The organism is Bacillus mobilis (assembly GCF_001884045.1).
GTDB classification, from domain to species: Bacteria; Bacillota; Bacilli; order Bacillales; family Bacillaceae_G; genus Bacillus_A; species Bacillus_A mobilis.
In genome coordinates this window covers 22,167-48,058 of the sequence record NZ_MACF01000019.1, presented here as the reverse complement: position 1 = coordinate 48,058, position 25,892 = coordinate 22,167, and the positions used below count along the sequence as shown (strand labels likewise).

The following is a 25,892-nucleotide window of genomic DNA, read 5'->3' as shown; positions in this document are numbered from 1 at the left end:
GGCATGAATATTATTACAATATAAATAACCGAGGAGAGTATTTCTTCCTTGGTTTCATACTGCATATACTTCACTAATTATAGTTTGTACTATAATTGCTTACACATACAATTAACACATCACGTATAAATTTAATATATTAGTAAACTACAAAGTCACTAACTTCTGTATCTCCATCCCCTACTTTAAGAAAAATATAATTACACTTAAATCTACCAACAATCCCTTTAATTTTTGTTCGTATATCCACTAATCATTTTCATAAAATATAAAAGAGTCTCATTAAAAAATGAGACCCTTTTACCATTTCATATTTAAATCATTTTTGAAGTTTGTTTACCTAAAATAAACACCCTAGTAAACACCATCATGATAACTACTATCGCCAGAAAATAAAGTGGCATCACGAGTAACGAGCCTGTATGCAGCTGGCTCATTCCCCAAATTGTCATCGTTACAATTACATAGTAGCCTAAGCTAAACAATGCTCCTGCTGTACCAATAACATCTTGAAAATCTACTAACGCTAAACTTAAACAGTTAGGTAACGCTATTCCAATCCCTAATAGCAATATAAACATCGCTATTAAAAATCCAATCATATATATTATGTTTGGATTTGATCCAACAAACGTAATAACAGATAAAAGGATAGCTCCCCCTGTCATTACAAGACAACCGATATATATAATCTTCTCTGGTTTATATGTGGCAAGCAATCGTTTCGAAACTTTCGCTCCAATAATTGAAGCGGAAGCAACAACAATTCCTAAAAATCCATACATACTAGGCGATAATTGAAAGTATTCAATAAAGATAAACGGCGCTTCTGCATAATAGCTAAATAAAACACCATTCGCTCCTCCAATTAATAACCCATATGTTACTACTTTCGGATTTGTAATCAATCGTTTTAAAACAGAAAACACATTTATTTTATTCGTTACTGAGTCCGTCTTTGTTTCTGGAAGAGAAACAAACGTATACAGAAAAATTCCGACACTCATAACTACTAAACTTAAAAATACAATTTTAAATCCAAACATTTGATCAAGAAAGCCTCCAATTAACGGTCCTATCGCTGGTGTAAAAGCAATGACTGCCGAGATTTGAGCAAACATAACATGCCTCTTATGCCCTTCTACACTTTCACGAAGAATCGTTTGTGTCACAACTGATCCAGCACTTGCTCCAAACGCTTGAATAAAACGACTTACCAATAAAACTTCAATGGAATTTGCAATAAAGCATAAGAAACTCCCTACGCCATATACAACAATTCCAAGTAACATTGCCGGGCGACGGCCAATTATATCCGATAACCATCCAATAAAAAATACACCTAAAGCAAATCCAGCAAAATACACACTAAGCGTTAACTGTACCTCATTATTACTTACATGTAACGCCTTTGAAATGTCAGGTAAAGACGGTGTGTAAATCGTTTCACTAATTTGCGGAAATGCGACAAGTATAATCATTAACAAAAGTGATGGTACTGAGACTTTTTTCATATTTCATACCCTCCTATAACTATGAAAATCTCAAAAATAAAAAGACTTTCCTAAGCTACGGAACAGGAGGGGCCATTATAGAAATACGGTCATAAAACAACAAAGAAAACACCTCAATTACGTATGTTAATACTTATAGGAGGGTAATATTAACATTGATTTTTTAAATATACTTTTTCAATTATATTACATATTGCGTTTCTTTTTCTAGTATTGAGCCTTGAAGGATTCCTTGATACCAATACCTTTTTATGAAATAATTAAGAATAGTTGAAATTAATAAACGCAAATAAAGAGTACTTCTTACATTCGTTGTGTGAAATTAGATGTCTATTGTTTTTTAGCGGTATTACTAAAAAAACAATAACAATCATTGAATCAAAAATCACCTAGAAATGAGGAACTACAATTGAGCATTGAACAACAATTATATGATGCAGTGAAAAGTTTAATTGACCAAAGATACCCACATGGTTGGGGCGGAGCTGCAGCAATTCGTGTAGAAGATGGATCCATTTATACAAGTGTGGCCCCTGACGTAATAAACGCTTCAACAGAACTTTGTATGGAAACAGGTGCTATTTTAGAGGCCCATAAATTTCATAAGAAAGTTACACATTCGATTTGTCTTGCAAGGGAAAATGAGCATTCTGAGTTAAAAGTATTATCTCCTTGTGGTGTATGCCAAGAACGTTTATTTTATTGGGGACCAGAAGTACTATGCGCCATTACAAATTCTAAACAAGATATTATTTTCAAACCGTTAAAAGAATTGCAGCCATACCATTGGAGCGAAGCATATCATGATGAATTCACAAAAGAATGGAGTACAAGATAAAGTAAAATCTGCTCGCAAATAGCGAGAGAATAAAAATGATTCACTAAAAAAGCACCGTCACAAATGACGATGCTTTTTCTATGTAAGAGCTACTAGAAGGTTTCCTTCTAGCCTACTCCCATTTATAAGTCCAAAATTGTTCAAGTTGCAGCCATTTTAATGTTGCTGCATCTTTATTTTTGATTTTTGCATGTGTGTCTTCCAGCATTGCTTCTGTTTGGGAACGATGCGCGCCTAGTGCAGCTAATTTATGATCAAACACTTCACTAATATTATTTACAACATCCGGCTCACCTAATACAGCTTCGCGATTTTTCGTAATCGCGACTGCATGAATGACTGGACGTTCTTCTTTTGACATACGTGATACAGCGCGAACGACTGCGCGGCCAAATGCATCATGATCTGGATGTACGCCGTGCTCTGGATAAAATGTAATAATTCGAGATGGATTTACTTCTTGAATGATTGCTTCAATTTTATCTGCAACGAAATCAACATCTTCAAATTCTAACGTTTTATCATGGAAACCAAGCATTCTTAAATCTTGAATTCCCATCGCTTCACATGCATCTTTTAATTCTTTTTCACGGATATTTGGAATCGTTTCACGGTTAGCAAATACATTTTTCCCCATGTTACGTCCCATTTGTCCTAAAGTACCGCACGCATACGTTACAGGTACTCCTTGATCTGTTAATAAGCGAATTGTTCCTCCCGCAGCAAATGCTTCATCATCTGGATGCGGAAATACAACAAGTACATGTCTCTCCATAAGTTTCCCTCCTTCTTACTTAAATGGTGTTAAGCTTAACTCAAGTGCAACTGCTAAGCGACCTTGATTATCATGCCCTGCAAGTAATAAACGCTCTTTATCGTCTACTTCCCAGTGCGTAATACCTTCTGCATATACCCAACCATGATCCATTTTCAAACCAACTCGGTATGGATTCGTTCCAGTAATCTTCCCGCGTTCAAAGCGAATAATTGCATTTCGAATGAATGCTCCAACTGTCATCATCTTTTCATTAAAGTGTGACGCATACGCTCCGTTCGTTGTTTCTAAATGAATATATACATCTTTATTTACAAAACGTTCAATTTCATTTTGAATAAGAGAACTATCTTTTACTATTTCCATCGGAATTCACCTCTTTAAACCATTTTACGCAAAAATAATGTAAATTGCTATCTCTATATTAGAGGACAGCGCCCACTTTTCCTAATAATTTGCACTGTGTTTCTTTATTTTTTTATATCATATGTAAAATCATCATTTTTTCCTTCACTTTGTTAAATAGTTTTCTTTCTTTTTTGAATTTGCTACAATATATTTTATCCCGTATGAATACAGCGAGATACATTTTGACAATTGAATACATACTTTAAAGAAGGTGACATGATTGGAACAATCAGCACATGAAGTAGCAAATTGGCAATATTATTTTGCAATTGCCGTATTTTTAATCACGTATGGATTTATTATTTCTGAGAAATTGAATCGTGCTGTAATCGCACTATTCGGTGCTGCTATTATGATGATTTTTGGAGTTGTAGATTTACATACCGCTTTCACATCACATATTCAATGGGAAACGATCACCCTTTTAATTGGGATGATGATTCTCGTACATATTACGAGTCAATCAGGCGTATTTGAATTTGTAGCCATTAAAGCGGCAAAAGCAGCTGGTGGAAAACCCATCCGCATTTTATTATTGCTATCCCTATTAACTGCTGTCGGATCAGCATTTTTGGACAACGTAACAACCGTGTTATTAATCGTACCTGTTACACTATCCATTACACGTATTTTAAAAGTAAACCCTGTTCCTTATTTGATTTCAGAAGTACTATTTTCAAATATAGGCGGAACAGCAACATTAATCGGTGACCCACCGAACATTATGATTGGATCAGCAAACAAGCATTTAGATTTTAATGCCTTTTTACTAAACTTAGCTCCAATCGTAATCATTATTTCTATCGTTACACTTGGCATTATTTACTTTATGTATCGCAACAAACTAAAAACAACACCTGAGCAAATCGAAAAACTTATGGTATTAAACGAAAAAGATTACATTAAAGATCAAAGCCTCCTTTTAAAATCAATTACGATTTTGGGACTAACTATTTTAGGCTTTATCCTCCATTCTGTTATTCATGTAGACGCTGCCGTTGTCGCGATGACAGGCGCTACACTTCTTATGCTAATTGGAGTAAAGGAACATGATATTGAAGATGTATTTGCCCACGTTGAATGGGTGACCATTTTCTTCTTCGCCGGACTATTCGTTCTCGTTGGCGGGTTAATTGATATCGGACTTATTTCTTCACTTGCAAAAGAAGTACTCGACGTAACAAATGGCGATATCGGTTTCGCTGCGATACTTATCTTGTGGGTATCAGGCATCGCATCTGCGACAATTGACAATATCCCCTTTGTCGCAACGATGATCCCGCTTATTCAAGATTTAGCTACAGGGCTCGGATTATCTGTCGACTCTCCGCAAATCGAAGTACTATGGTGGGCGCTTTCACTTGGAGCTTGCTTAGGCGGAAACGGAACATTAATCGGAGCATCCGCAAACGTAGTCGTTGCTGGTATTGCAAAACGTGAAGGACATGCTTTCTCTTATATGGACTTCTTAAAAATTGGCTTACCCTTAACTATCATTGCATTACTATTATCACACGCTTATATTTATTTACGTTATTTAATCTAAAAGTTATAGTGCGTGAAATTATATCGACTATTTTTAAAATATATCAATCGTTTCTTCGAATATATCAACGATTTTCTAATTATATCGACGATTCGACAGAGAATATCGACTTACCGACAAATAACGACAATAAAAAAGGTATGCAACTCTAAATTGCATACCTTTTTTCGTTCACCAAAATATACCGATAATTGCTAACCCACCTAATATCATACCGCCAATTTGTCCGATGATTGTTGGTGATAATTGAACACCCTTTCGCACTTCAACAACCGGTCTTTCGTGCCTTAGTTGCTGCACTTCACTTTGCAGTTGATGTACACTTCCGTGCAATTCTTTAATTAGTTCCTTTAATTCAGCGACTTCTTCATTTACTGGTTTTGCTTTTTCTAAATTCATTTTGCATAACTCCTTTTTCTCTAATCCACACATTGTAAAAATTCTCCAACAAGTGCTCTTTTTCCTTTCTTCACAGTCTCATTTCTAAATTATTCACATAATAGATTTCAGAATGCGATTTAGAAAAAGCTTAAATTTATATCTATACCTCTTTATAAATCTGAATTTTCAGTTATAATTAATTACACAATTACATTTTATACCAATTTATTAAAAAGGAGGAATTCTAGTTGACTATTCTATCTATCAATAATTTATCAAAAAATTACAAACATAAAAAAATATTAGATGGCATTAACCTCACCATCAACTCCCCAGGAATTTGGGCTTTAGTTGGTCCTAACGGTGTTGGTAAAACTACTTTTTTAAATGTAGTTACTAACCTTTTGCCAGCTACATCTGGAAATATTGAATTGATCGGGAAATCTAACAAAGATGTTTCTGTGTTTACAGACGTTTCTTTTTTACAGGACAATTCTGTACTATATGACTATTTAAACGGCTATGACCATCTTGCATTCATTTGTGATGTGCAAAAAATTTCAAAAGAACGCATGAATGAAGTTGTAAAATATGTAGGAATGGGAAATTATGCGAAGAAGAAAATTAAAGAGTACTCCTTAGGTATGAAACAGCACCTTCTCTTAGCGATGGCAATCTTAAACAAACCAAAGCTTATGTTCCTTGATGAACCTCTAAATGGTTTGGATCCAACTAGTGCGATACTGATGAGAAATATTTTATTACGCTTAGTAGAAGAAAGTACAACAATCATTCTTTCTTCTCATAATTTATCTGAAATTGACCGTGTTACAAAGAAGATTCTTTTTTTAAAAGATGGAAAATTAATAGAAGAGGATATGACAAAGTATGAAAAAATTTATTATTACTTCTTCTTTTCAGATTTAAAACACGCACAACACGTTTTATTACAAGAAAACGTACAAGCAGTGTTAACTAAGAAAAGCCTTCGAATTCAATTAGAACACCACACCATCCAAGACCTTATTAATCTATTTCATTCTCATAACATTAATATTATTGATATTCAAAAAGAAGTTATCGGTTCTGAAAAAAGATATGAAGAAGTATTTCATGTATGTGGTGATACGACATGAAAATATTTCTATTCGAACTAAAAAAAATGCTCTACTCTAACATTCTCTTTACTTTAATCATCGCTACTATACTAATCATCTGCGGGTTATTTCTTCATAATGCACTAAAACAAGACATAGTCCAAATGAAAAAAATCGAATTTTTTTCCAAATACGAAACAGAAGTTTTTAATCAAGTTACAGGAGATCAAGATTCATTAAAAAAAGGACCTAACGCAAAAATTGAATCTCGATTAGAGATTGGACTTCCGCTATTAAAACATTTAAATCAACTTATACAAGAAGTAAAAGATAACAAGTGGAAAAATGAATTACAGACTGAAATGAAAGTGTATGACTTAGCTATGCGCTTTCAACAAGTAGAAGGAGGTTTCTCAGCTAGCGAAAAAGATATGAAAAAAGCAATTCAACTGAATGAAAACTTATTACAACAAGGTTTGCCAAAAGAAGACCTTGACCTTTCCATTCAACCATCTCTATTTATGAAAAAAGTAATTTCACTACTACTCAATGCCCCAGGATTCTTTATTTTACTATTCTTACTAGGTACAGTCATTACGAAAGAATTTGAAGACCATACGATTAAGTTAGCCTATACTTTACCTATTTCTCGTAGTCACTATGTCTTAATAAAATTTTTCAGTTTACTTGTTGTTAGTCTCCTATGGATTTTACTAGTATTTTCACTGTCTTATATACTACCGACAATATTCGGAAAATCTACCGGTAATATTTTTAATTACCCGCTTTTCACAAAAACAGAAACTATTACTAGTTCAGGTACATACTTAAAAACAGCTCTCACTTACAGTCTATTTTATTCCACTGTAGCTATTTCCTTATTAGTACTCATTGGATTTTGGATAAGAAATACTCTTGTTACATATTTAATTCTCACTTTTATTTTGAGCATTGGTTTCATTTTATCAAAAATCGGCTTTAATCCGTTTCTATCCCCCCTTTCCTATCAACAAATAGATCGCGTCATTTTAGATAATAATGGATATTATCCATTAGGTGCAGTGGTGTTAATTGGAAGTACATTTTTGCTCTTACTATGTGCCATATGCATGAATCGAAAGCGAGGTGTGTAATATGAAGCAACTCTTCCAATTTGAATTCAAAAAATCTTTCAAGAAAAAAACAACATGGATTGCTTTATTAACTTCTATTCTTTTCGTTAGTAGTTTATATTTCTTAAATTATTCTGTCGCGAAAGATATCCAGCGTGGAAATTTATCATTTGCACAATATAGCGTTAACATTTCGCAACAGGCTTTAAAAGAACTAGAACTGCAAAAGATTGAAGCTGAACAGAATGGCGATGTTGAAAAAATCACAGAAAGTAAATTAGCTATTCAAGAATATCAGCAATCTCTTTCCAAGAAGAACAAATGGATCACGAACTATTCTCAAGGTAATTGGCAAGACATATATGAAGAAAATATAAATCAGTTACAATTTATGTTTAAGAGCTCAAAAGGCACTAACTCTTTCCCTCTCGTCATTGAGAAACAAAATATTTCCTTATTTACAGCACGAGCAACGTTGGAAGAATTATTATTACTGAAAAAAAATACAGTTGAACCATTTATTCAAAATACTACTTATACCCCCTTCCTATTTACAATTTACGATCAATTTACAGGTAGTGCCTTAGATCAATGGAAAAAGAGCACTATGCGTTATGGTACAACTGGCTCATTATTTTTATATCAAATAATCCAGTACTACTATATACCAGTACTCATTTTATTGGGGTGCTTTATTTTCGGAAATAATATTTCTTCTGAAATGAATAATAAGAAGCGTGGTTTGCATTTTTACTATACTTTGCCTATTAAACGAAAATCATTATTTCTAACGAAGTATTTTAGTGGATTCCTTTCTACACTTGTTTTCGTTTTACTAATGCTACTCATTCCTTTGTTATGTAGCTATTTTACGAAAGGAGTCGGGAGCTTCAATTATCCAGTCCTTGTATACGAAGGATCAGAGCCTAATCCATTTGGCAGTGAATACAATAGTTTAAATCCCATTAAAGATCAATTTCACTTTATCACTTTGAAAAATTACTTCGGACAAGTATTATTACTAACTGTTGTACTCACATTTTTTCTATATTCTTTTTACTATATTTCATCGCTTTTACTAAAAAGCCTAAGTATTACAACGTCTTTTGTAGGTATTATAGCTTTTATTGGAATGAAGAGTTTCTCTTCTCCTTACAATCCATTTACTTACGTGAATATTCACAGTGTTCTAACTGGCGAAACAGCGACTTTAGTTTTTAATCCTTCTATTAATCTTTCAACTGGAGTAATATTAACATTCGCTTTAGGCTGTACCCTTTTATTCACAGGATACAAACTATTCATAAGAACATATAATTAGTACCAAAAATAAAAAGGAAAACTAGTACCTACCTAGTTTTCCTTTTCAGTTAATTATTCATAGTATGAATAATTAACTTGTTACCACCATTTTTATTTTTGCAGCTCTATCCACTCATCTCGCAATATCCCCATAATGATACGATCAAAACACTTCCCATCCCTTTGAACTGCTTCTCTCATACAGCCTTCTATCTGAAAATCCATTTTTTTATACAACTCAATAGCAGCTTTATTATAAGAAATAACATCGAGGCCAACGCGGTGTAAATTCATTTCATAGAAAGCATATTTTAAGATAAGATGGATCGCTTCTCTTCCATATCCTTTCCCTCTATCATTTGCATCTCCTATACCAATTGCTAATAAACCCGTTCTGTTATTCCACTCTATGCCATGAATTGCAACAAAACCAATTAAGCGATCTTCTTGAACTGTCCTTACCATGAAAGCAACACTATTCGATCTTCGCCCCTTTAATAGCCCATCACTCGCTATTTCTTGTATCGATTGCGGAAATGCTACATCTGTATCTACATTCCTTACATACTCACTATCTTCTTGCCACATAGCCATTACTTCAGCATCTGCTTCTCTCATAGCTGTTAATTTCATTGTTTTATTTTGAAAAAGATTCACTGTCATTTCAAACTCCCCCTTTTTTAATAACGGGGATACTTATTTTAACCTATTTATCCCCTTATTCCATAAACTGCTTTATAAACGGGATACTTACAATAAGCGCCGACATTGGCACATCTCCTCTACATTGAATTAACTTCATTTTACATTTTTTTATTTTTTCAAACAAACTAATTATAGTTCTCTATCATTTAGAACTATAGTATACTAAATTATTCTTCAGATTATTCAATCAAAACAAGAACTCATAGAAGGTGAAAACATGTTTTATGTAAAACAACTACTCTATTTTACTTATGAACAAGCATTATCCTGTTTATTCCCAGTCGTTATTTTCTTAACACTAGCCCTTTCAAAAATCATTTCGATTCCAGGGTTATACCGCTACGATTTCATACTCATTGTATGTCTTCTTATGCAGTGGATTATGTACAAAACTGGACTTGAAACGAAAGACGAACTAAAAGTAATTACTGTCTTCCACTTCATCGGCCTTCTACTAGAAATATATAAAGTACATTTCGGTTCATGGAGTTATCCTGAAGAGGCATTTTCAAAAGTTTTTGGAGTTCCGCTTTACAGTGGCTTTATGTATGCAAGTGTTGCCAGTTACATATGCCAAGCGTGGAGAAGATTGCATTTACAAATGCACCATTGGCCGAGGGCTATTTTTGCCGTACCGCTAGGAGCAATGATTTACTTTAATTTTTTCACACATCATTTTCTATATGACTTTAGATGGGTATTAACTTTACTATTATTCATCGTTTTCTTTCGGACATTTGTAGAATTTTCATTACGAGGCGTTACATATACAATGCCACTCGTTCTCTCCTTTTTCCTTATTGGTTTCTTTATTTGGATTGCGGAAAACATCGCAACATTTTTCGGAGCATGGCAATATCCAAATCAACGGGAAGCGTGGAATTTCGTTCACTTAAGCAAAATTAGTTCATGGTTTTTACTCGTTGTTATTAGCATTATGATTGTTACACAACTTAAACATTTGAAGGCGTCGAAAAGATAATACTGATTATGTAAAAATAGTTAGCCCATCACTCATGAGAAAGTGATGGGCTTTTTTATCTTACTTATTAAAGGAGTTACACATTATGAACTACTACTAGCTGAAGAGGTTGCTACAGATGAAGCGGCAATCGTTGCCATCATAGCTGCTTGTTGTGCTTGTATGAGGACTTCTATCATTGTTTGTAAACCTGTGTTGGTAGCTTTACTTTCCTCACCTTTCTGACTTACGAACAGTTGAATGGCAATAAGAATATTCGCATCTGTCTGCCAACGGAATAATTTCTCCCCCTGTAGTTTTTCAATCAACGCTTTAATAGCATGAATCTCTTTTTCTCCATCTTCAAGTAACGCTAGTAGCCCGATTGCTGGATAATGCATCTGTTTCACTTTTACTTTTTCTTGTTTTAACAAATTCCATATATTTGTACATGTTGCAACTAACATTTCTTCACGGGCATCTTTCTTTAGTGAAAGAATATGACTTAAAAATTGAAGGTCATTCCCCTTACGCAAACCCGCTTCCGCTAGTTTCTGATAAAGACGTTCTACACGGTCCATAAGTGTTTCTACATTCTCTGATTGTCCTGCTAGTAAAACCGCGAGTGGGTAATCGTTTGCACTTGTAAGAAAAAGGTGATCCTCTTTCATACGTTTATATACTTGCATCGAAAGCTGAATGTGCGTGCCATGCTGTTCATTCTCTTCTGTTAAAAGCACAGCTGCTGCGAGATAAGTAAATATACTTCGGCTAAAACCACCAGCAACCAATTGTTCATATAAGTCTAAAAACTTCCGAAAAGCTTTCTTATAATCTGTAAAGTGAATATCTAATGTTGCGGCCACCACAAAGCGATGATAAGACTTTAAGTATGAAAACATCCCTACTTGATTTTTAATATAACTACTAATTTCTAAAAAACGTCCAAGATCAAACAATTTATCACTACCTGTATACATAGCAGCAATCATCATTCCAGTTCGAGAATCACTCGTTTTCCATTTTAGCTCTCCCTTTAACTGTCCATATGTATGTGTGTATTGCTCCAACTTTTGTTCTAATGTAATCATAGTATTCACCCCTATTTCTAGTTCTTCTCTACTATTATACTTATATTTCATATAGATTTCGCAACCTTATTTCTGTATTTCCTTCAATATTTTTCTATTATGCAAACCAAAAAGTAATAACTATTCCTACTCATAATCCTTCAAGAAACTCAACGACAAAAAGGATAGATAATAAATTATCTATCCTTTTTGTCTATTTATACACCTGTATTGTCAAAAATAAGATTGTAACTACTTACACCTCATTTTTGACAAACCATCTGTGATCTCGTTTTCTATATGCAATTTAAACTAAAGAGCTTTAATCATACGTTCCATCGCCTTCATTTGTCCAATATGATCAGCTTCATGATAAAGCATCATGCCGTAAAGCTCCCCTACTGTTTCCAATCCTAGGAATGGCTCTTGCAGTTTATTTTCAAACGCTTCTGCTGGAATTTCGTTAATACGTTTTGCTTGTTCTTTTAATTGAGCCGCTAACACTTCCAATGACGGCCCCTCTGTTTTCCATTTAGATGGTCTTGATCCATACCCAAACATACCTGGATATTCAGTTGGTAATTGTTTGAATTCTTTTCCAAACATGAAAACTTCTGCTGCCGTTAACACATGACCAATATGCCAACGAATTGTATTATTAAATCCCTCTGGCTGTGTATCCACAGTTTTATCATCTAACGTTTCCATAAATTTAAGTAATGCCCCACGCGTTATTTCAAATTGTTTTAAACCAATTATTCTATTCATTTTATCGTTCCCCTTCTCCATGTACCATTTATTATGAACTAAGAATGTTCAACTTATTAAAGTTTCATCTTGTTTAATCTATCAGAAACAATGAAGAAATACATCTAATATGCTTTGTAAAAACATTTAAAAGGTTCACCCCTAATAAATATAGAATTACTTACTACACAAATAGTTTAATAAATAAAAGAGGAGTGTAATTACATGTTACATATTTTAAAACAACAATATCATCTTATTAGCTCTACAAGAGAAACCCTATTTTCGTTTTTGGAAGAAATCCCATTAGAAAAATTACATAGCACTGTTCCGAATTTCGGGGGCGGTAGCATTATAAAGACACATATTCATGTAGCCGATTGCTATCGATACTGGCTTGGATCATTCGCATTCAATCAAAAACGAGCAGATTTTTCATTCGCTAGTGATGATGAAATTGAGCATGCAGATGTCGCCAAAGTCCGTGATAGATTTAAGTTAGTAGAGGCGACTGTACAACGTTTTTTAGATGAATACAATGACCGCTGGCTCGAAAATATAGCAAATGAAGTGAAATGGCAAAAAGAACCTTGGAGCACAACACCACTATGGCTTTTAACTCATACAGAGACACATGAATTTCATCATAAAGGACAAATTGTATCAATGGCTCGTCACCTTGGGTACAATCCTCCGGATACGGACCTTAGTTAATTCGGTTGTTTTAGCAAATGAACTACTATAACTATCGTTAACATTGTATATGTATACGGAAAGGCTCTTCATTCTTTTTGACGCTGTTTATAGTTTTACAATTTTTTTGCGGCACAAACCTGTATTATTTTTTAATTATGTTTGTGTCGTGTTCTTATTAATTAGTTTCATATCCATAATAAAATATATTAATATGTTTCCTTTTATTATTTCAGTTACCTAATCAATAAGAGATTCTTTCTTTTTATTACGACTTTATACACAATAAACACGAAAATCCCGAAAATAAAAGTTGAAAATGCTGGTAACACTTTATCATTTGGCACATACACACTCCAAAAAGAATTAAGAAGCGCATGGAAAGTTAGACACATAAAAATACTTTTAGTTGCGTTAAAAATTGTAGTTAATAAGAACGATATGGCAATTGTCGTAATTATAAAAGCTATAAAATCCCTTTGAGTTTGATTCGTGCCCGGAATAAACCATAACGGCCAGTGCCAAATAGCCCATATAAAGCTCACAATAATCGTACTAAAAAATGCCGAAAACCTTTTCTGAAGGGCAGGCTGTAAGAATCCTCTCCATCCGATTTCTTCAAGACCACCACCAACGATCATTATTGGAAAACTAAGCAATGCCACGTATAATGGTTTTTGCATCGTTGCTCCACCAAATATTATTGGCAGATAACAACTAATAAAAGCCAAAACAACGATTAGAATATACCATAAAAAATGATACTTAGGATTAACAACATTTTTTATAAACACTCTGAAATCTTCTTTTGATCCATATTTTTTCTTTAAGCTAATTGCAACGATTGCCGGCATGATTCCCCCAAAAACAAATACTATCATCGCTAGCGGTGTACCAAATGTCGTAATGTTAAATTTTATTAAGTTAATTAGTAGCCCCCATAGTATCCATGTAAATATCAAAGTGCACATTACATACCGTTTAATTTCTTTCCCCATTTACTTGCCTCCTTTGTTTTAATTACAGCATAAATTTGGATGAAAGAAAACATATTATGTTAAATTATTCCAAAATACTAAAGAAACATCCATACTCTATCCAGCTTTTATGAGTGGACAAACTTCCCCCTACCTACTTTGCTTCATTCGCGACTCGAATATGGTGTCTTACTATCCGTTAATCGGGAATAAACAAAAAGAAAGGGCTTATTTTGAAAAATAATCAAAACACGCTCTTTTAAAGTGTCGATAAAATTATTTAGTTCTTGTTGAACTACGATGCAGATTAGTGGTACATACTTATTTTCTACTTAAACTATCTAGAAAAAACTCATGTTCATTTAAAAGTGGAATGAAAAACAATAATAATGATAATAACAAATAGTTTAATGATATATTTTGTTGTGTATAAAACTTTTATCATTTATTTTAGGTATACCATATCATTATAAAATTCATGTAACATTAAAGTAAGACTCATACTTTTCAAACAATACAACTCTTATCAAAAACATTTAGATACTCTATCACCAACCTTAAGGAGAAATTTATAATGAGATTAGAGAGTGACAGAATTTATTTAAGACCTCTTTGTCAGCTAGATGCGCCTATTATATTAGAAAGTACAATGGATGATGAAATAAGATATATGACTGGAACCAAGTCTACTTTTTCATTTGAGCAAATTAAAGCACATATAGATCATATAAATAATGATTCAAGTCGCTATGATTTCGCTATTTGTTTAAAAAGCACTAACGAAATGATTGGAGAGTTGTCGATTTTAAATATCGATGAGGAGAACAAAAGAGCAGTATTCAGAATATCAATGCTTTCCATAGCATTAACAGGAAAAGGCTATGGAACTGAAGCAATTACAATTGTTTTAAGGTTTGTTTTTGAAAACCTATCATTAAATCGGTTACAGTTAGAAGTTTTTAGCCATAATTTACGCGGAATTAAAGCTTATGAAAAGGTTGGGTTTGTAAAAGAAGGCACCTTACGCCAATCTTTATTTTATAACGATACGTACTCGGATGAAATTATTATGGCGATACTTAAAAGTGATTATAAAGATATGTCCTTGTAAATAACTGTTCTTAAACTATTAACAACTTGAAAGAACCTTACCACAATAAAATGCAGTAAGGCTCTTTCACTTTTATATCAAAATCAAATAACACTCCGAACACTTTTATACTAATATTAATACCAATTTCTCCACTTAATCCGTCGTAAAAAACTCCCTCGTCACATCAATAAATTGTTGTAACGGAGCTGTCATCCACTTATCTTTATGCCAAGCAATTTGTGTATAAATCGGTGAAATTACATTTTCTACATGTAACTGTTTTATAGTCCCCTCTCGTATATTTTTTTCTACTACTATCGCTGGTAAAACGGCTATACCTAAATCTGCAATAACACATTGTTTAATTGCCTCGACACTAACGAACTCAATTTTATTTGCTGGATACACATCTTCTGTACGAAATAGCTCTTCAAATAAAGTTCGGTACGAGCAACCAAGTTCTGTTAACAAAAGTGTTTCCCTTTCTAAATCTTTTATAGAAACGGAAGTTTGCTCGAGTAAATAATGCCCTGAAGCAGCTACTACTTTTAATTCTTCTTTCATAAGCGGCTCCACATGTAAAGCATCTTCTGTTTTACATTCGTCCAAAATAAAAGCAAGATCGACTTTACCCTCCATCAATTGTTCCTTCGCATCTTTATTGGAATGTGCTGGTTTAAATATAAGCTTTATTTGAGGAAATTGTGCTTTAAACCTCTTTAATATAGATGGCAGCCTATATGTACATTGACTCTCTTGCGCACCGATTATTAACGTACCTGCTATTTCCTCATCATCTTTCACAGCCATTTTCGCTTCGTTACTGAGTGCAATCATCTTGTCGGCATATAATTGAAACTTTCTGCCTGCTTCAGTTAAAAAAAGACGTTTCCCTAATCTTTCAAATAACGGCGTACCTAACTCAGCTTCTAACGTTTTAATTTGCGCCGTTACGCTCGATTGAGCAAAGTTTAATTTCTTCGCAGTTTGTGTAAAATTCAAAGTATGTGCCGCTATTTTAAATGTAATTAACTGTTTTATCTCCATTTATCATCCCTCTTTTCAATCGATATTTCCGATTGATTTCATCGAAATAATCCTCTTTGTCTATTGATATATGTATTGTATGATAAAGAGCATCGACAAACAATACAAATGGAGGTATTCCATATGAAAGCACTTTGTTTCGAACAGTTCGGAAATCCGGATGTACTACAATATAAAGAACTAAATGATCCAATCATAAATCCAAATGCAATTCTTGTCCGCACGAAAGCAATCGGTTTAAATTTCGCCGATATTTATAGACGCCGCGGTGATTATCATCTCGCTGGCAATCCGCCTTATGTATTAGGTTATGAAGGCGCTGGTATTGTTGAAAAAGTAGGAGCTGACGTTACGAATATTAATCCTGGAGACCGCATTGCATTTGCTGATGTCCCATTTGCAAATGCAGAGCTAGTTGCTGTTCCGTCTGAGAAAGCAATTAAGCTTCCAGATTCTATTTCTTTTGAAACAGCCGCTTCTGTCTTATTGCAAGGTCTAACAGCACATTATTTAACGAACGATAGCTATCAAATAAAACAAGGTGATATAGCTTTAGTACATGCTGCCGCTGGTGGTGTTGGGCAACTTCTTATTCAAATAATTAAACTACTAGGCGGAAAAGTAATCGGCCTCACATCATCAAAAGAAAAAGCACAAATAGCTACATTAGCTGGTGCTGATCATGTATTTTTATATACGGAATCATGGCCTGCGAAAGTACTTGAAATAACAAACGGTGATGGAGTAAATGTTGTATATGAATCAGTAGGTTCTACATTAGAGGAAAGTTTTAGCACAACTAAAACTGGTGGTACTGTCGTATTTTACGGAATGGCCGGCGGTAATCCTGCGCCCGTTGATCCGCGTATGCTTATGGATACTTCGAAAACTTTAACTGGCGGAGACCTTTGGAACGTGCTTACATCTTATGAAGAGAGAAAAGAACGCTCCTCTCAATTATTCGAATGGATTATGGCCGAGAAAGTAAAAATTGCAAATCCTACTACATTCTCTTTAGAAGACGGTGCCCGTGCCCATGAATTATTAGAGAGCAGAAAAAGTACAGGGAAGATTTTATTAATCCCTTAATCGTTACCACTTAAAAAGGAAGTTAAATTCGATTTTATCAAGACCTGAATTGAAAACAGTTAATAAATGAAAGGACATAACATATGTTATGTCCTTTCTTCTTCAAATAACGGGTCCGTGTAAATTTTGTGCTCATTTGTAAATAAAACTACGTACTAATTTATGCTAAAAACGAGAATTCACTCCTATAACGACAGTAGCGTCTAGTTCCTCATCTCTAACCAATTTCGGAGTAAGCCCAGCATCAGCAAAAATTGCAAAGGTCTGAGTTGCCTGCATTTCACTCGTCTCTATTAAAAGATGACCTCCCGGTGCTAGCCAGAGAAATGCTTCTTTTGCTACTCTTCGCTGAATGTGAAGTCCATCCTCTCCCCCGTCAAGCGCTATCTTTGGTTCATGTAGGCGAGCTTCCTGTGGGAGTAGCTTTATTGCCTTGGTAGGAACATATGGTACGTTTGCAACTAAGGTATTCACACGACCTTTAAGTGAATGAGGCAAAGCATTATACAAGTCACCTTCAAAAACATGTCCACCGAAATTTGTTACGTTGCGGCTTGCACATCGTACTGCGACAGGGTCAATATCAACAGAATACAACTCAACTTGTCCTAAAGCTTCCACCAGAGCTACACCCACAGCCCCTGACCCGCAACATAGATCAACGACGATATCATCAAAACATGACAGAGCTTTTGCCTGGTGAACAAGAAACTCTGTACGTTGACGAGGCACGAAAACACCTCGGTCCACTTCTATCCGCAATCCACAGAATGCTGCGTATCCAACAACATATTCAAGTGGTAAACCATGGGCCCGCATTTCCACCATTTTCTTTAAATCCTCTGGGGTTTCTGCCTCTGACATAAGTAACCGGGTCTCATCTTCTGCGAAAACACACCCCGCGCTCCGAAGCCTGTTAATGATACATTTCTCCGTTTTATTTTCCAAAAAGAAATTAAATTCTCTCCCTATTTATCTCACCACTTTTTCTTATTTATAACCCTGTATTCGTTAAAAATTGGAGATATCCTTTTCAGCAAAATGGCCTTATTCAAAAAGCTACACCTTTATTCAATTAAATGATCCAACTGTTGAACAAAGAAATACTCTACATAATGGATATTTTCACTAAAATACCCCAACCTAATTTTATAAATAGAAATAAGAAAAGGAAGCTAGATTTTCTAGCCTCCTTTTCTTATTTCTATTTGAGATTTAATTATATTTCCACACTTTCTTTCCCTTTTGCAACATAGCTCATATCTCCAACCGACTCGACTGTGTATGTTCCATTTTGATATATAATCTTCGTCACACTAGCATTCTCTACTCCAAGTTTTGTTTGGCTACTGTCTAACATTTCGATTAATGTAGTAATCAAAAGCCCATGAACGACAACTAAAACGTTGCCACCTCCATTTGCAGCAGATTCTTCACTAATTTTATCAATCTCTTCTTTTATACGAGTAGAAAATAATTCCCAATCTTCCGCCTGTTTCGTAGGATCTGCTGCTCTAATGAGATTAATCACTTCTTGAATAGAAAACTTCATGAGTTCTTCAGGTGATGTAACACCCGCAGCTTTTCCAACCACATCCCACATATTTTCAAGTTTTTCACCTTCAAAAATACCAAAATTTAATTCTCGTAAATGTTTTCTTTGCTCTAGTTTCAATTTTGTTTGCTCACTATATTTTAATACTAAATTAGCAGTTTCAATCGCTCGGCCGCTATCACTACTATACGCATTCGCAAAATGAACATCTTTTAATCCTGTTCCTAAATTAGAGGCAACTTCCACACCTTTTTCTACTAATGGAGAGTCTGCCCAACCTTGCGCGCGATGATTCGTATTTAATATCGTTTTACCGTGTCTTGTAACATATAACGTAACTACATTCTCATTGCTATCTGTTTCTCGATTCTTCATCATATTCTCTCCCTTTACATTTCTATATCAATTTTACCACCTTAATTATTCATTGAGCAAAATATACGCAAGTGAATTTGTTTAATAAAAAAAGCTATCTTTCTGTATATCTCTACAAAAAGATAGCATCTTTTATGATTACATTTCTTAACTGATATTCCTACTGAGCAAATGCACTCGAGTACTGAACAACTCCTTCTACACCTTCAAGAGCATTCTCCCTTAATTCCACCACCATAAACACCTCTTCAGGCACTTCAAACGGTGCTTTTATATTCCACTCACTTGCTTTCTTAAAACCAAATTTCGGATAGTACTCTGGATGTCCTAATACTACAACTGCCCCGTATCCAAGTTCTTTCGCTTTTTCTAACGCAGCTACAATAAGCTTCCCACCGATTCCTTTTTTCTGATGCTTCCTAGCAACTGATACCGGTGCAAGCGCTAATGATTCTACAGAAGTTGCACCTTGTTCTATCGTAATTTTAGATAACATAATGTGACCAACGATTTCCTCATCTACTGCAACGATTGATAATTCAGGAATAAACGCGTCACATTCTCTAATACGTTTTACAAGTTCATGTTCTGTTTTATCACTAAATTCTTCATGGAAAAATGCTTGTTGTACCACTTCTTCTGTTTTTCTATAATCGTTTTTTTGCTCTTGTCTAATCGTTACCATTCTATATTATCCTCTATTCTTTCTTATTTCTTTTTGGATTTTACGAAGCGCTTTTTTCGATCCGCGCTCTATATCATGTTGCATTTTTCTTTCTTTATAATCGACAAATAGTGTATTTAAGTCGTACCCCTCTGGATATAATTCCTTCGCCGCTACCTCTAACGTTATACGTTTTACATTCACTTCAACAAATTCACCGTTATAATATACAACGACGTTATAGAAATTATCTATTTCCTTATAGATAATACCAAAATCATCATAATCTAATACATTTACACGATCGCCGATTTTATACTCGTAATGATTTTCTCTTTTTTCTTGCACGAATTTCGGTTTTCTAATTTTGCTTTCATTCAATTTCTCTAAAGCATATTCTTTATTTTCCATGTACTCTTTCGCTCTTTGTAGTACACGCTCTGTTACGTTCATTTTATTCGCAATCCAAAGCGCATTACTTTCACCTGATTTACCGATTACTAATTTATAAAGCGGTTCTAGTGTCTCACTATTAAATTGCATCGCTGCGTTCATAAAATCATCGTGCATTTCTGAGAAGCGTTTAATTTCACCATAATGCGTACTCGCAACTGTAATACATCCTGCAAGATAAAGCTCCTCTAAAATAGAAATTGCAAGTGCTGCTCCTTCATTCGGTTCAGTCCCACTTCCTATTTCATCAAATAGTAACAACGTATTATTATTTGACATCCTCATAATCTCAGATAAGTTTTTCATATGAGATGAAAATGTACTTAGTGCGTTTTCGATACTTTGATTATCACCAATATCTACAAATACATTTTCAAAAATAGCAATTTCTGTTTCTTTATCTCCAGCAATATGCAAGCCTGACATTGTTGCTAATGTTAGTAGCCCAATTGTCTTTAATACGATTGTCTTTCCGCCCGCATTTGGCCCTGTAATAATTAAACTACGATAACTTTGACCGATTTCAAAATTTAACGGTACTACTTTCCCATTTAAAAGCGGATGCTTACAATTCACTAAATGAATGTAGCCATGATCATTTAACTTCGGCTCTATTCCATCGATTGATTTACTAAACTTTGCTTTCGCAAATACCATATCATACTGACTAATTAATTCCATATTAATTTTTATATGATAAATATTTTCTACTACCATCCCTGATAAAGTCGCTAAAATTTGATACTCTTCCATCGCTTCTTCTGCTTTCAAACCTGTAAGTTCCGCATTTAACTTTGTAACCGTATGCGGTTCTATAAATACAGTAGAACCTTTAGCGGACGCTTCAACTATACTTCCCGCAACTTGATTTTTATAAGAAGATTTAATTGGAATCGTATACCTATCATCTTTCTTACTAATAAAGAATTCTTGAATATACTTCTTATTTGCACTACTATTTAAAAACTTCGTTAAGCGCTCTTTTATTTTTCCGTCTACAGAATCAATGTTATTTCGAATTCGTTTTAACTCTTTACTCGCAGCTGCATCAATACTATTGCCTTTAATGGAAAAGTTAATTTCCTCTTCAATACTTTTATATTCAGTCATTGAATTCCCATAAGAAGCTAATACTGGCGCAAAAAATTCTTTATCTAACATAAACTTTTTAATCTTTCTACAACCACGTAAAAAGTCTGAAACACTTACTAACTCTTCAGGATCTAAAATCATCCCTTTTTCTAATTTTTGAATTGTACTAGCAATATTTGAAATGCCGAAGAAAGGAACATGCCCTTCTGCATCTACTATAGCTCGTGCTTCTGTCGTTTCATTTAAGCGATTCCTCACTACTTTTATACTCGTACTCGGTTCTAATTTATTTAATAATTCTTTACCTAACCCACTTACACAATAAGATTTCACTATATCCTTTAATTCGTTATATTGTAACTTTTCAAAAGTCATCGTATTCATTTTGTTTCTCCTCACTATGATTGATTTTTATCATAAATGAAGATACCTACTCATTAGATTCCAATGAGCCCTACATGATTCAATTACCATTTTTATACATTAAAAACATATACAAAAAAGCTGCGGGGATACCGCAGCTTTTACATTTACAAGGCATGAGTAATAACATATGAGGAAATAAGCCATAAAAACGGATGGCAATCCCCTTATTACACGCTTTATAAAGTATTGTAGGTATCTTCATAGGTATCGAAATAAATCCATGACAAAATTAGGGGTATGATATACATAAAAATCCCCTGGTCTTATCCGATTTATTTCATTAAATTTTTCCTATTTAGTACCTACCGCACTCACAAAAAGCACCTCTCATTAATTTATATTATAGTCATTGAAATCTAATTTACTGAAATCATCATACTATATGTTTTGTGAGAAGTAAAGGTGTCAGACTATTCCCTTGCAGATTGTAAAGCTTTCATATAATCAACCTTTTTCTCAAGAGTCTTTTTCGCATCTTCAGCCGTTACTATATAATCTACCGCAATATGCAGTAATACATCCTTATTAGCATTTGGCAACTGAATCGTTATATCATCCACACTACTTTTACTATCTTCAATCGTTTTATTAAATTCCTGAATACTTCTTGCAACCTCAGCTAATGTCTCCATATGTGCACGGTTGTTTACATCCAAAAAGATATTACTTCTGAAAACTGCCGTAACATAATGCTTCGGATGTTTCTTCGCTATTTTTTTCTCTTCATTCTTACCGAAAATAGTATCCCCTGTCTGCATTTTCTCGAAAGTAAGTATAGTATTATTCCTTTTTTCTTCATAATATGTATTGAACCTTTCTCGTAAATCATTCGCTTCTTTTTTTATTTTATAGTTATCATTATTTACCTTTGGAGAGCTTCGTCCATCGAAGGATATTTGAAATTGCAAATATGGTTCATCTACTTGCTGTACATAAGCTGTCCGTTTGTTTGGACCTAAAAAATCCTTACCTTGTTCGGGTATTTCAATTCGATCTAGTTTCACAGAAATACCATGCTCCGATTTTGTATAACTTTGTGCTTTTCGTTCAATTTCTTCATCCGATATATCACATGATGTTAATAGTAATAAACTAAACATTATGCTATATTTCATTATTATTCTTTTCATATTGCCTCTCCTTTTGCTACTACTGCCTATACAGAAATGTCCTTATGGATTTTAAATTACGATTTATATAAAGAACTTCTTCTCACAACCCAAAGTGTAAAAACACTCATTTATTATCATTTTACACTTACAGTGTAATTTTACACTATAATCATTTTATCGTAAAGCAAATATAATATCTATGAAAATCACGTTAAAAACATACTAATATTTAGTTCTATAGCAATCACAATACAGTTTTTTATTGTATCGAACTCTAAAGTAATAACTTTAATTTCACTGCAAAAAAATTAAATAAGCGCCTCCGCTATTGCGAATGTCATTTACTTTCTCTAATACATTTAATAATTATGACAAGCAATCATAGGAGGTTACTATATGAGCGAACAATATATTATTTTACATGGACCTGCTCTTGAACCAGGTTTAATCGGTCCCACACTACCACCAATTCCACCATTTACATTTCCGACCGGACCTACTGGAATCACAGGACCTACCGGTGCGACAGGTTTTACTGGAATTGGAATAACTGGTCCTACTGGGGGTACAGGGCCTACCGGAATTGGAACTACTGGTCCCACTGGGATTACAGGACCTACTGGAATTGGAACTACTGGTCCTACTGGGGGTACAGGACCTACCGGAATTGGAATAACTGGTCCTACTGGGGGTACAGGACCTACTGGAATTGGAATAACTGGTCCTACTGGAGCAACTGGTTTAGGGATCCTCCCCGTATTTGGAACAATAACTTCTGAAGTAGGTATCGGTTTTTCAGCAGTGGTTAATACAAATGTTAACTTTACCATTCCAGGACCTGTTAGTGGAACTACTCTAAATCCAGTAGACCACTCCATTACAATTAATACCACTGGTGTATACGCTGTATCCTTTTCAATCGTATTTGCGATACAAGCTATTTCATCTAGCATATTAAATCTTACAATAAACGATTCGATTCAATTCGGAATTGAATCACGAGTTGGTGGTGGTTCTGGGGTAAGAGCTACATCCGCCAGAACTGATTTATTACCTTTAACCCAAGGAGACGTTCTTCGAGTCCTAATAAGAGAAGCTACAGGTGATATTATTTATTCCAACGCATCTCTCGTTGTTTTAAAAGTCGACTAATTCATTTATGAAAATAAAAATTTAGAAATGATAACAATATAAAAAGAAGAGGATGACTTATATTTCATTCTTCCTCTTCTTTTTTATCACCAATTCACTGCTGAACATATATGGAAACTGATCCTCCACTTACATGGAACTGCCCCCACCCGTCCTTATTAATTGTTACAGTATTTGTTTGATTACCCGTCATATCGTACCATACTTCCCCTGCGTTATTCTTTCCAACTTCCATCCACTTTGATCCTCCTGGTCCATCTGAGATTAATGTTGCTAGACCGGAATCCGTATGTACACCATCACCTTCTCTTGTCCATCCAATTACATCTGGATGGTCTAAATAATCACGCTGCGTACCATATGCAAAGTTTTTTCGTGCCGTCAAAATTGGATCAATTTTATCTTTTAACGCTGGAATTTCATAACTACTATTTCCGTTTGTCCCATAGTAATCACCATAGAAAACTGAAGGATAGCCCTCTGCACGAGTTAAAATAAATGCATATGCCAACGGTTTAAACCACGGACTTACTACAGATTCCAATGACTGTCCAGGCTGAGAATCATGATTCTCAACGAGAGTAACTGCGAGTGCAGGGTGATTTTGCATTACTGTTCCATTTAAAATATTTCTCATATCATAATTCCCATTTCCTTTTGAAGCATAATGAAAATTGTAATGCAGTGGTGCATCAAATACAGATTGATTATAATTGACCTTCGCTAAATAATTATTTAAAGTTTGAATATCATTTTGCCAATATTCAGCCACCGTAAACATTTCTTTCCCTGTTTGCTGTCTGACATGATTTACCCAATCGCGTAAATATTCATGATCAATATGTTTAACAGCATCTAAACGAAAGCCATCTAAATTTAATTCATTCGCATACCACGTCCCCCAATTTTTCATCTCATTCGCAACATCTGGATGATCAAAATCAAGATCTGCATACATTAAATAATCATAATTTCCATTCTCGCTAGACACTTCCCAGTCCCACGCTTTACCTATACCCCTAAATTTATAAATTCGATTTAATTTCCTTCCTTCATCCCAATCCGTTCCGTCAAAATGATACCATTTCCATTTGAAATTAGAATAAGTATCTCCGCGCCCAGGAAAGTTAAACCCCGTCCATGCATTAATTTCATAATCACCTGATACCTCAACATTTCGATTGTTACGGTCTACCTCAACAGCCGTTACATTTTCAGTATAATCTGCTCCACCTTTATGATTCATAACTACATCGCCGTATACATCGATGTTTTGCTTATGTAAAGCTTCGATTGCAGATTTCAATTGTGCTTTCGTCCCATATTTTGTTCGTACCGTTTCTTTTTGATTGAATTCCCCTAAGTCATATAAATCATATGCTCCATATCCTACGTCATTTTGCGTAGTTCCTTTATATGCAGGCGGTATCCAAACAGATGTAATTCCTTTCTGAGCTAAATTTCCAGCATCTGAATGCAAGCGGTTCCAATGATTCCCATCATTTGGAGCATACCACTCAAAATATTGCATTAACGTTCCATTGTTAACCTTATCTGCATACACTTTACTTCCTCCATGTATACTAGGTAAAAACAAAACAACCGATAAGCCGACTACTGTTATTTTTTTTAACATATTTACAACATCCCCTCCCAAGAAAACGTTTGCATAGTTTATCGAAATTATTATAATATTCGTTCTACAATT

General features: G+C 34.3%; 25 protein-coding genes. 10 read left to right on the top strand and 15 right to left on the bottom strand.

The window, feature by feature from the left end; genetic code table 11:
- Nucleotides 1-314: 314 nt before the first annotated feature.
- On the bottom strand, nt 315-1,514 hold the full coding sequence (locus BAQ44_RS01225; protein ID WP_071720368.1) for a multidrug effflux MFS transporter: 1,200 nt from the start codon (nt 1,512-1,514) through the stop codon (nt 315-317).
- Nucleotides 1,515-1,923: 409 nt separating this feature from the next.
- Between BAQ44_RS01225 and BAQ44_RS01220 the strand changes: the two genes are divergently transcribed.
- Nucleotides 1,924-2,352, top strand: coding sequence for a cytidine deaminase (locus BAQ44_RS01220; protein WP_063262568.1), 429 nt, complete (start codon nt 1,924-1,926; stop codon nt 2,350-2,352).
- 112 nt (nt 2,353-2,464) lie between these two features.
- Here BAQ44_RS01220 and bshB2 read toward each other — a convergent pair whose 3' ends face one another.
- Together bshB2 and BAQ44_RS01210 are read right to left on the bottom strand one after the other, a co-directional pair.
- On the bottom strand, nt 2,465-3,127 hold the full coding sequence (gene bshB2, locus BAQ44_RS01215; RefSeq protein ID WP_063262567.1) for a bacillithiol biosynthesis deacetylase BshB2: 663 nt from the start codon (nt 3,125-3,127) through the stop codon (nt 2,465-2,467).
- Between the two features lie 15 nt (nt 3,128-3,142).
- On the bottom strand, nt 3,143-3,493 hold the full coding sequence (locus BAQ44_RS01210) for a YojF family protein (protein WP_000407039.1): 351 nt from the start codon (nt 3,491-3,493) through the stop codon (nt 3,143-3,145).
- Nucleotides 3,494-3,755: 262 nt separating this feature from the next.
- On the opposite strand from BAQ44_RS01210, the gene BAQ44_RS01205 reads away from it, so the two are divergent.
- Complete coding sequence (locus BAQ44_RS01205) at nt 3,756-5,081, top strand: ArsB/NhaD family transporter (protein WP_071720366.1); 1,326 nt, start codon at nt 3,756-3,758, stop codon at nt 5,079-5,081.
- Between the two features lie 171 nt (nt 5,082-5,252).
- Here the strand turns inward: BAQ44_RS01205 and BAQ44_RS01195 are convergent, their stop codons facing one another.
- Complete coding sequence (locus BAQ44_RS01195; RefSeq protein ID WP_001047303.1) at nt 5,253-5,480, bottom strand: coiled-coil domain-containing protein; 228 nt, start codon at nt 5,478-5,480, stop codon at nt 5,253-5,255.
- Between the two features lie 230 nt (nt 5,481-5,710).
- Between BAQ44_RS01195 and BAQ44_RS01190 the strand changes: the two genes are divergently transcribed.
- From BAQ44_RS01190 to BAQ44_RS30740, 3 genes are all read left to right on the top strand, one after another.
- A complete protein-coding gene (locus BAQ44_RS01190) occupies nt 5,711-6,598 on the top strand; it encodes an ABC transporter ATP-binding protein (RefSeq protein WP_071720361.1) in 888 nt (295 codons plus the stop codon).
- Nucleotides 6,599-6,723: 125 nt separating this feature from the next.
- Nucleotides 6,724-7,692, top strand: a complete 969-nt coding sequence (locus BAQ44_RS01185; protein WP_249024714.1) for an ABC transporter permease — start codon at nt 6,724-6,726, stop codon at nt 7,690-7,692.
- 1 nt (nt 7,693) lies between these two features.
- Nucleotides 7,694-8,992, top strand: a complete 1,299-nt coding sequence (locus BAQ44_RS30740; protein WP_161491741.1) for an ABC transporter permease subunit — start codon at nt 7,694-7,696, stop codon at nt 8,990-8,992.
- 92 nt (nt 8,993-9,084) lie between these two features.
- Here the strand turns inward: BAQ44_RS30740 and BAQ44_RS01180 are convergent, their stop codons facing one another.
- Entirely contained in the window at nt 9,085-9,636 is a 552-nt protein-coding gene (locus BAQ44_RS01180; RefSeq protein WP_071720357.1) for a GNAT family N-acetyltransferase, read from the bottom strand.
- A 259-nt stretch (nt 9,637-9,895) separates the two neighbouring features.
- On the opposite strand from BAQ44_RS01180, the gene BAQ44_RS01175 reads away from it, so the two are divergent.
- Nucleotides 9,896-10,660: a DUF817 domain-containing protein gene (locus BAQ44_RS01175; protein ID WP_071720356.1), complete on the top strand. Its 765-nt coding sequence runs from the start codon at nt 9,896-9,898 to the stop codon at nt 10,658-10,660.
- Between the two features lie 83 nt (nt 10,661-10,743).
- On the opposite strand, the gene BAQ44_RS01170 is transcribed toward BAQ44_RS01175, so the two are convergent.
- Nucleotides 10,744-11,781 carry a DUF4003 domain-containing protein gene (locus BAQ44_RS01170; protein ID WP_116758346.1) on the bottom strand — a complete coding sequence of 346 codons (1,038 nt, stop codon included), beginning with the start codon at nt 11,779-11,781 and terminating at the stop codon, nt 10,744-10,746.
- 240 nt (nt 11,782-12,021) lie between these two features.
- Complete coding sequence (locus BAQ44_RS01165) at nt 12,022-12,498, bottom strand: DinB family protein (protein ID WP_116758345.1); 477 nt, start codon at nt 12,496-12,498, stop codon at nt 12,022-12,024.
- Nucleotides 12,499-12,681: 183 nt separating this feature from the next.
- Between BAQ44_RS01165 and BAQ44_RS01160 the strand changes: the two genes are divergently transcribed.
- The gene (locus tag BAQ44_RS01160) at nt 12,682-13,170 is read left to right on the top strand and encodes a DinB family protein (protein WP_071720350.1); all 489 of its coding nucleotides are present in this window, start codon (nt 12,682-12,684) and stop codon (nt 13,168-13,170) included.
- A 215-nt stretch (nt 13,171-13,385) separates the two neighbouring features.
- On the opposite strand, the gene BAQ44_RS01155 is transcribed toward BAQ44_RS01160, so the two are convergent.
- Entirely contained in the window at nt 13,386-14,147 is a 762-nt protein-coding gene (locus BAQ44_RS01155) for a CPBP family intramembrane glutamic endopeptidase (protein ID WP_071720348.1), read from the bottom strand.
- A gap of 553 nt (nt 14,148-14,700) precedes the next feature.
- On the opposite strand from BAQ44_RS01155, the gene BAQ44_RS01150 reads away from it, so the two are divergent.
- Nucleotides 14,701-15,237, top strand: coding sequence for a GNAT family N-acetyltransferase (locus BAQ44_RS01150; protein WP_071720346.1), 537 nt, complete (start codon nt 14,701-14,703; stop codon nt 15,235-15,237).
- A gap of 135 nt (nt 15,238-15,372) precedes the next feature.
- On the opposite strand, the gene BAQ44_RS01145 is transcribed toward BAQ44_RS01150, so the two are convergent.
- On the bottom strand, nt 15,373-16,266 hold the full coding sequence (locus BAQ44_RS01145) for a LysR family transcriptional regulator (RefSeq protein WP_071720344.1): 894 nt from the start codon (nt 16,264-16,266) through the stop codon (nt 15,373-15,375).
- Nucleotides 16,267-16,389: 123 nt separating this feature from the next.
- Here BAQ44_RS01145 and BAQ44_RS01140 point away from each other — a divergent pair, with 123 nt between their 5' ends.
- Complete coding sequence (locus BAQ44_RS01140) at nt 16,390-17,355, top strand: quinone oxidoreductase family protein (protein ID WP_071720340.1); 966 nt, start codon at nt 16,390-16,392, stop codon at nt 17,353-17,355.
- Between the two features lie 165 nt (nt 17,356-17,520).
- On the opposite strand, the gene BAQ44_RS01135 is transcribed toward BAQ44_RS01140, so the two are convergent.
- The 5 genes from BAQ44_RS01135 to BAQ44_RS01115 all read right to left on the bottom strand — a co-directional run bounded on the left by BAQ44_RS01135 (nt 17,521) and on the right by BAQ44_RS01115 (nt 23,050).
- Nucleotides 17,521-18,303, bottom strand: a complete 783-nt coding sequence (locus BAQ44_RS01135) for a putative protein N(5)-glutamine methyltransferase (RefSeq protein WP_071720338.1) — start codon at nt 18,301-18,303, stop codon at nt 17,521-17,523.
- Nucleotides 18,304-18,574: 271 nt separating this feature from the next.
- Nucleotides 18,575-19,285, bottom strand: a complete 711-nt coding sequence (locus BAQ44_RS01130; RefSeq protein WP_071720337.1) for a histidine phosphatase family protein — start codon at nt 19,283-19,285, stop codon at nt 18,575-18,577.
- Nucleotides 19,286-19,445: 160 nt separating this feature from the next.
- On the bottom strand, nt 19,446-19,970 hold the full coding sequence (locus BAQ44_RS01125; protein ID WP_071720335.1) for a GNAT family N-acetyltransferase: 525 nt from the start codon (nt 19,968-19,970) through the stop codon (nt 19,446-19,448).
- Between the two features lie 6 nt (nt 19,971-19,976).
- A complete protein-coding gene (locus tag BAQ44_RS01120) occupies nt 19,977-21,878 on the bottom strand; it encodes an endonuclease MutS2 (RefSeq protein WP_071720333.1) in 1,902 nt (633 codons plus the stop codon).
- Between the two features lie 452 nt (nt 21,879-22,330).
- Nucleotides 22,331-23,050 carry a hypothetical protein gene (locus BAQ44_RS01115; protein WP_071720331.1) on the bottom strand — a complete coding sequence of 240 codons (720 nt, stop codon included), beginning with the start codon at nt 23,048-23,050 and terminating at the stop codon, nt 22,331-22,333.
- A 378-nt stretch (nt 23,051-23,428) separates the two neighbouring features.
- On the opposite strand from BAQ44_RS01115, the gene BAQ44_RS01110 reads away from it, so the two are divergent.
- Nucleotides 23,429-24,184, top strand: coding sequence for an exosporium leader peptide-containing protein (locus BAQ44_RS01110; protein ID WP_071720329.1), 756 nt, complete (start codon nt 23,429-23,431; stop codon nt 24,182-24,184).
- Nucleotides 24,185-24,278: 94 nt separating this feature from the next.
- Here BAQ44_RS01110 and amyS read toward each other — a convergent pair whose 3' ends face one another.
- Nucleotides 24,279-25,820 carry an alpha-amylase gene (gene amyS, locus BAQ44_RS01105; protein WP_071720328.1) on the bottom strand — a complete coding sequence of 514 codons (1,542 nt, stop codon included), beginning with the start codon at nt 25,818-25,820 and terminating at the stop codon, nt 24,279-24,281.
- Between the last annotated feature and the right edge of the window lie 72 nt (nt 25,821-25,892).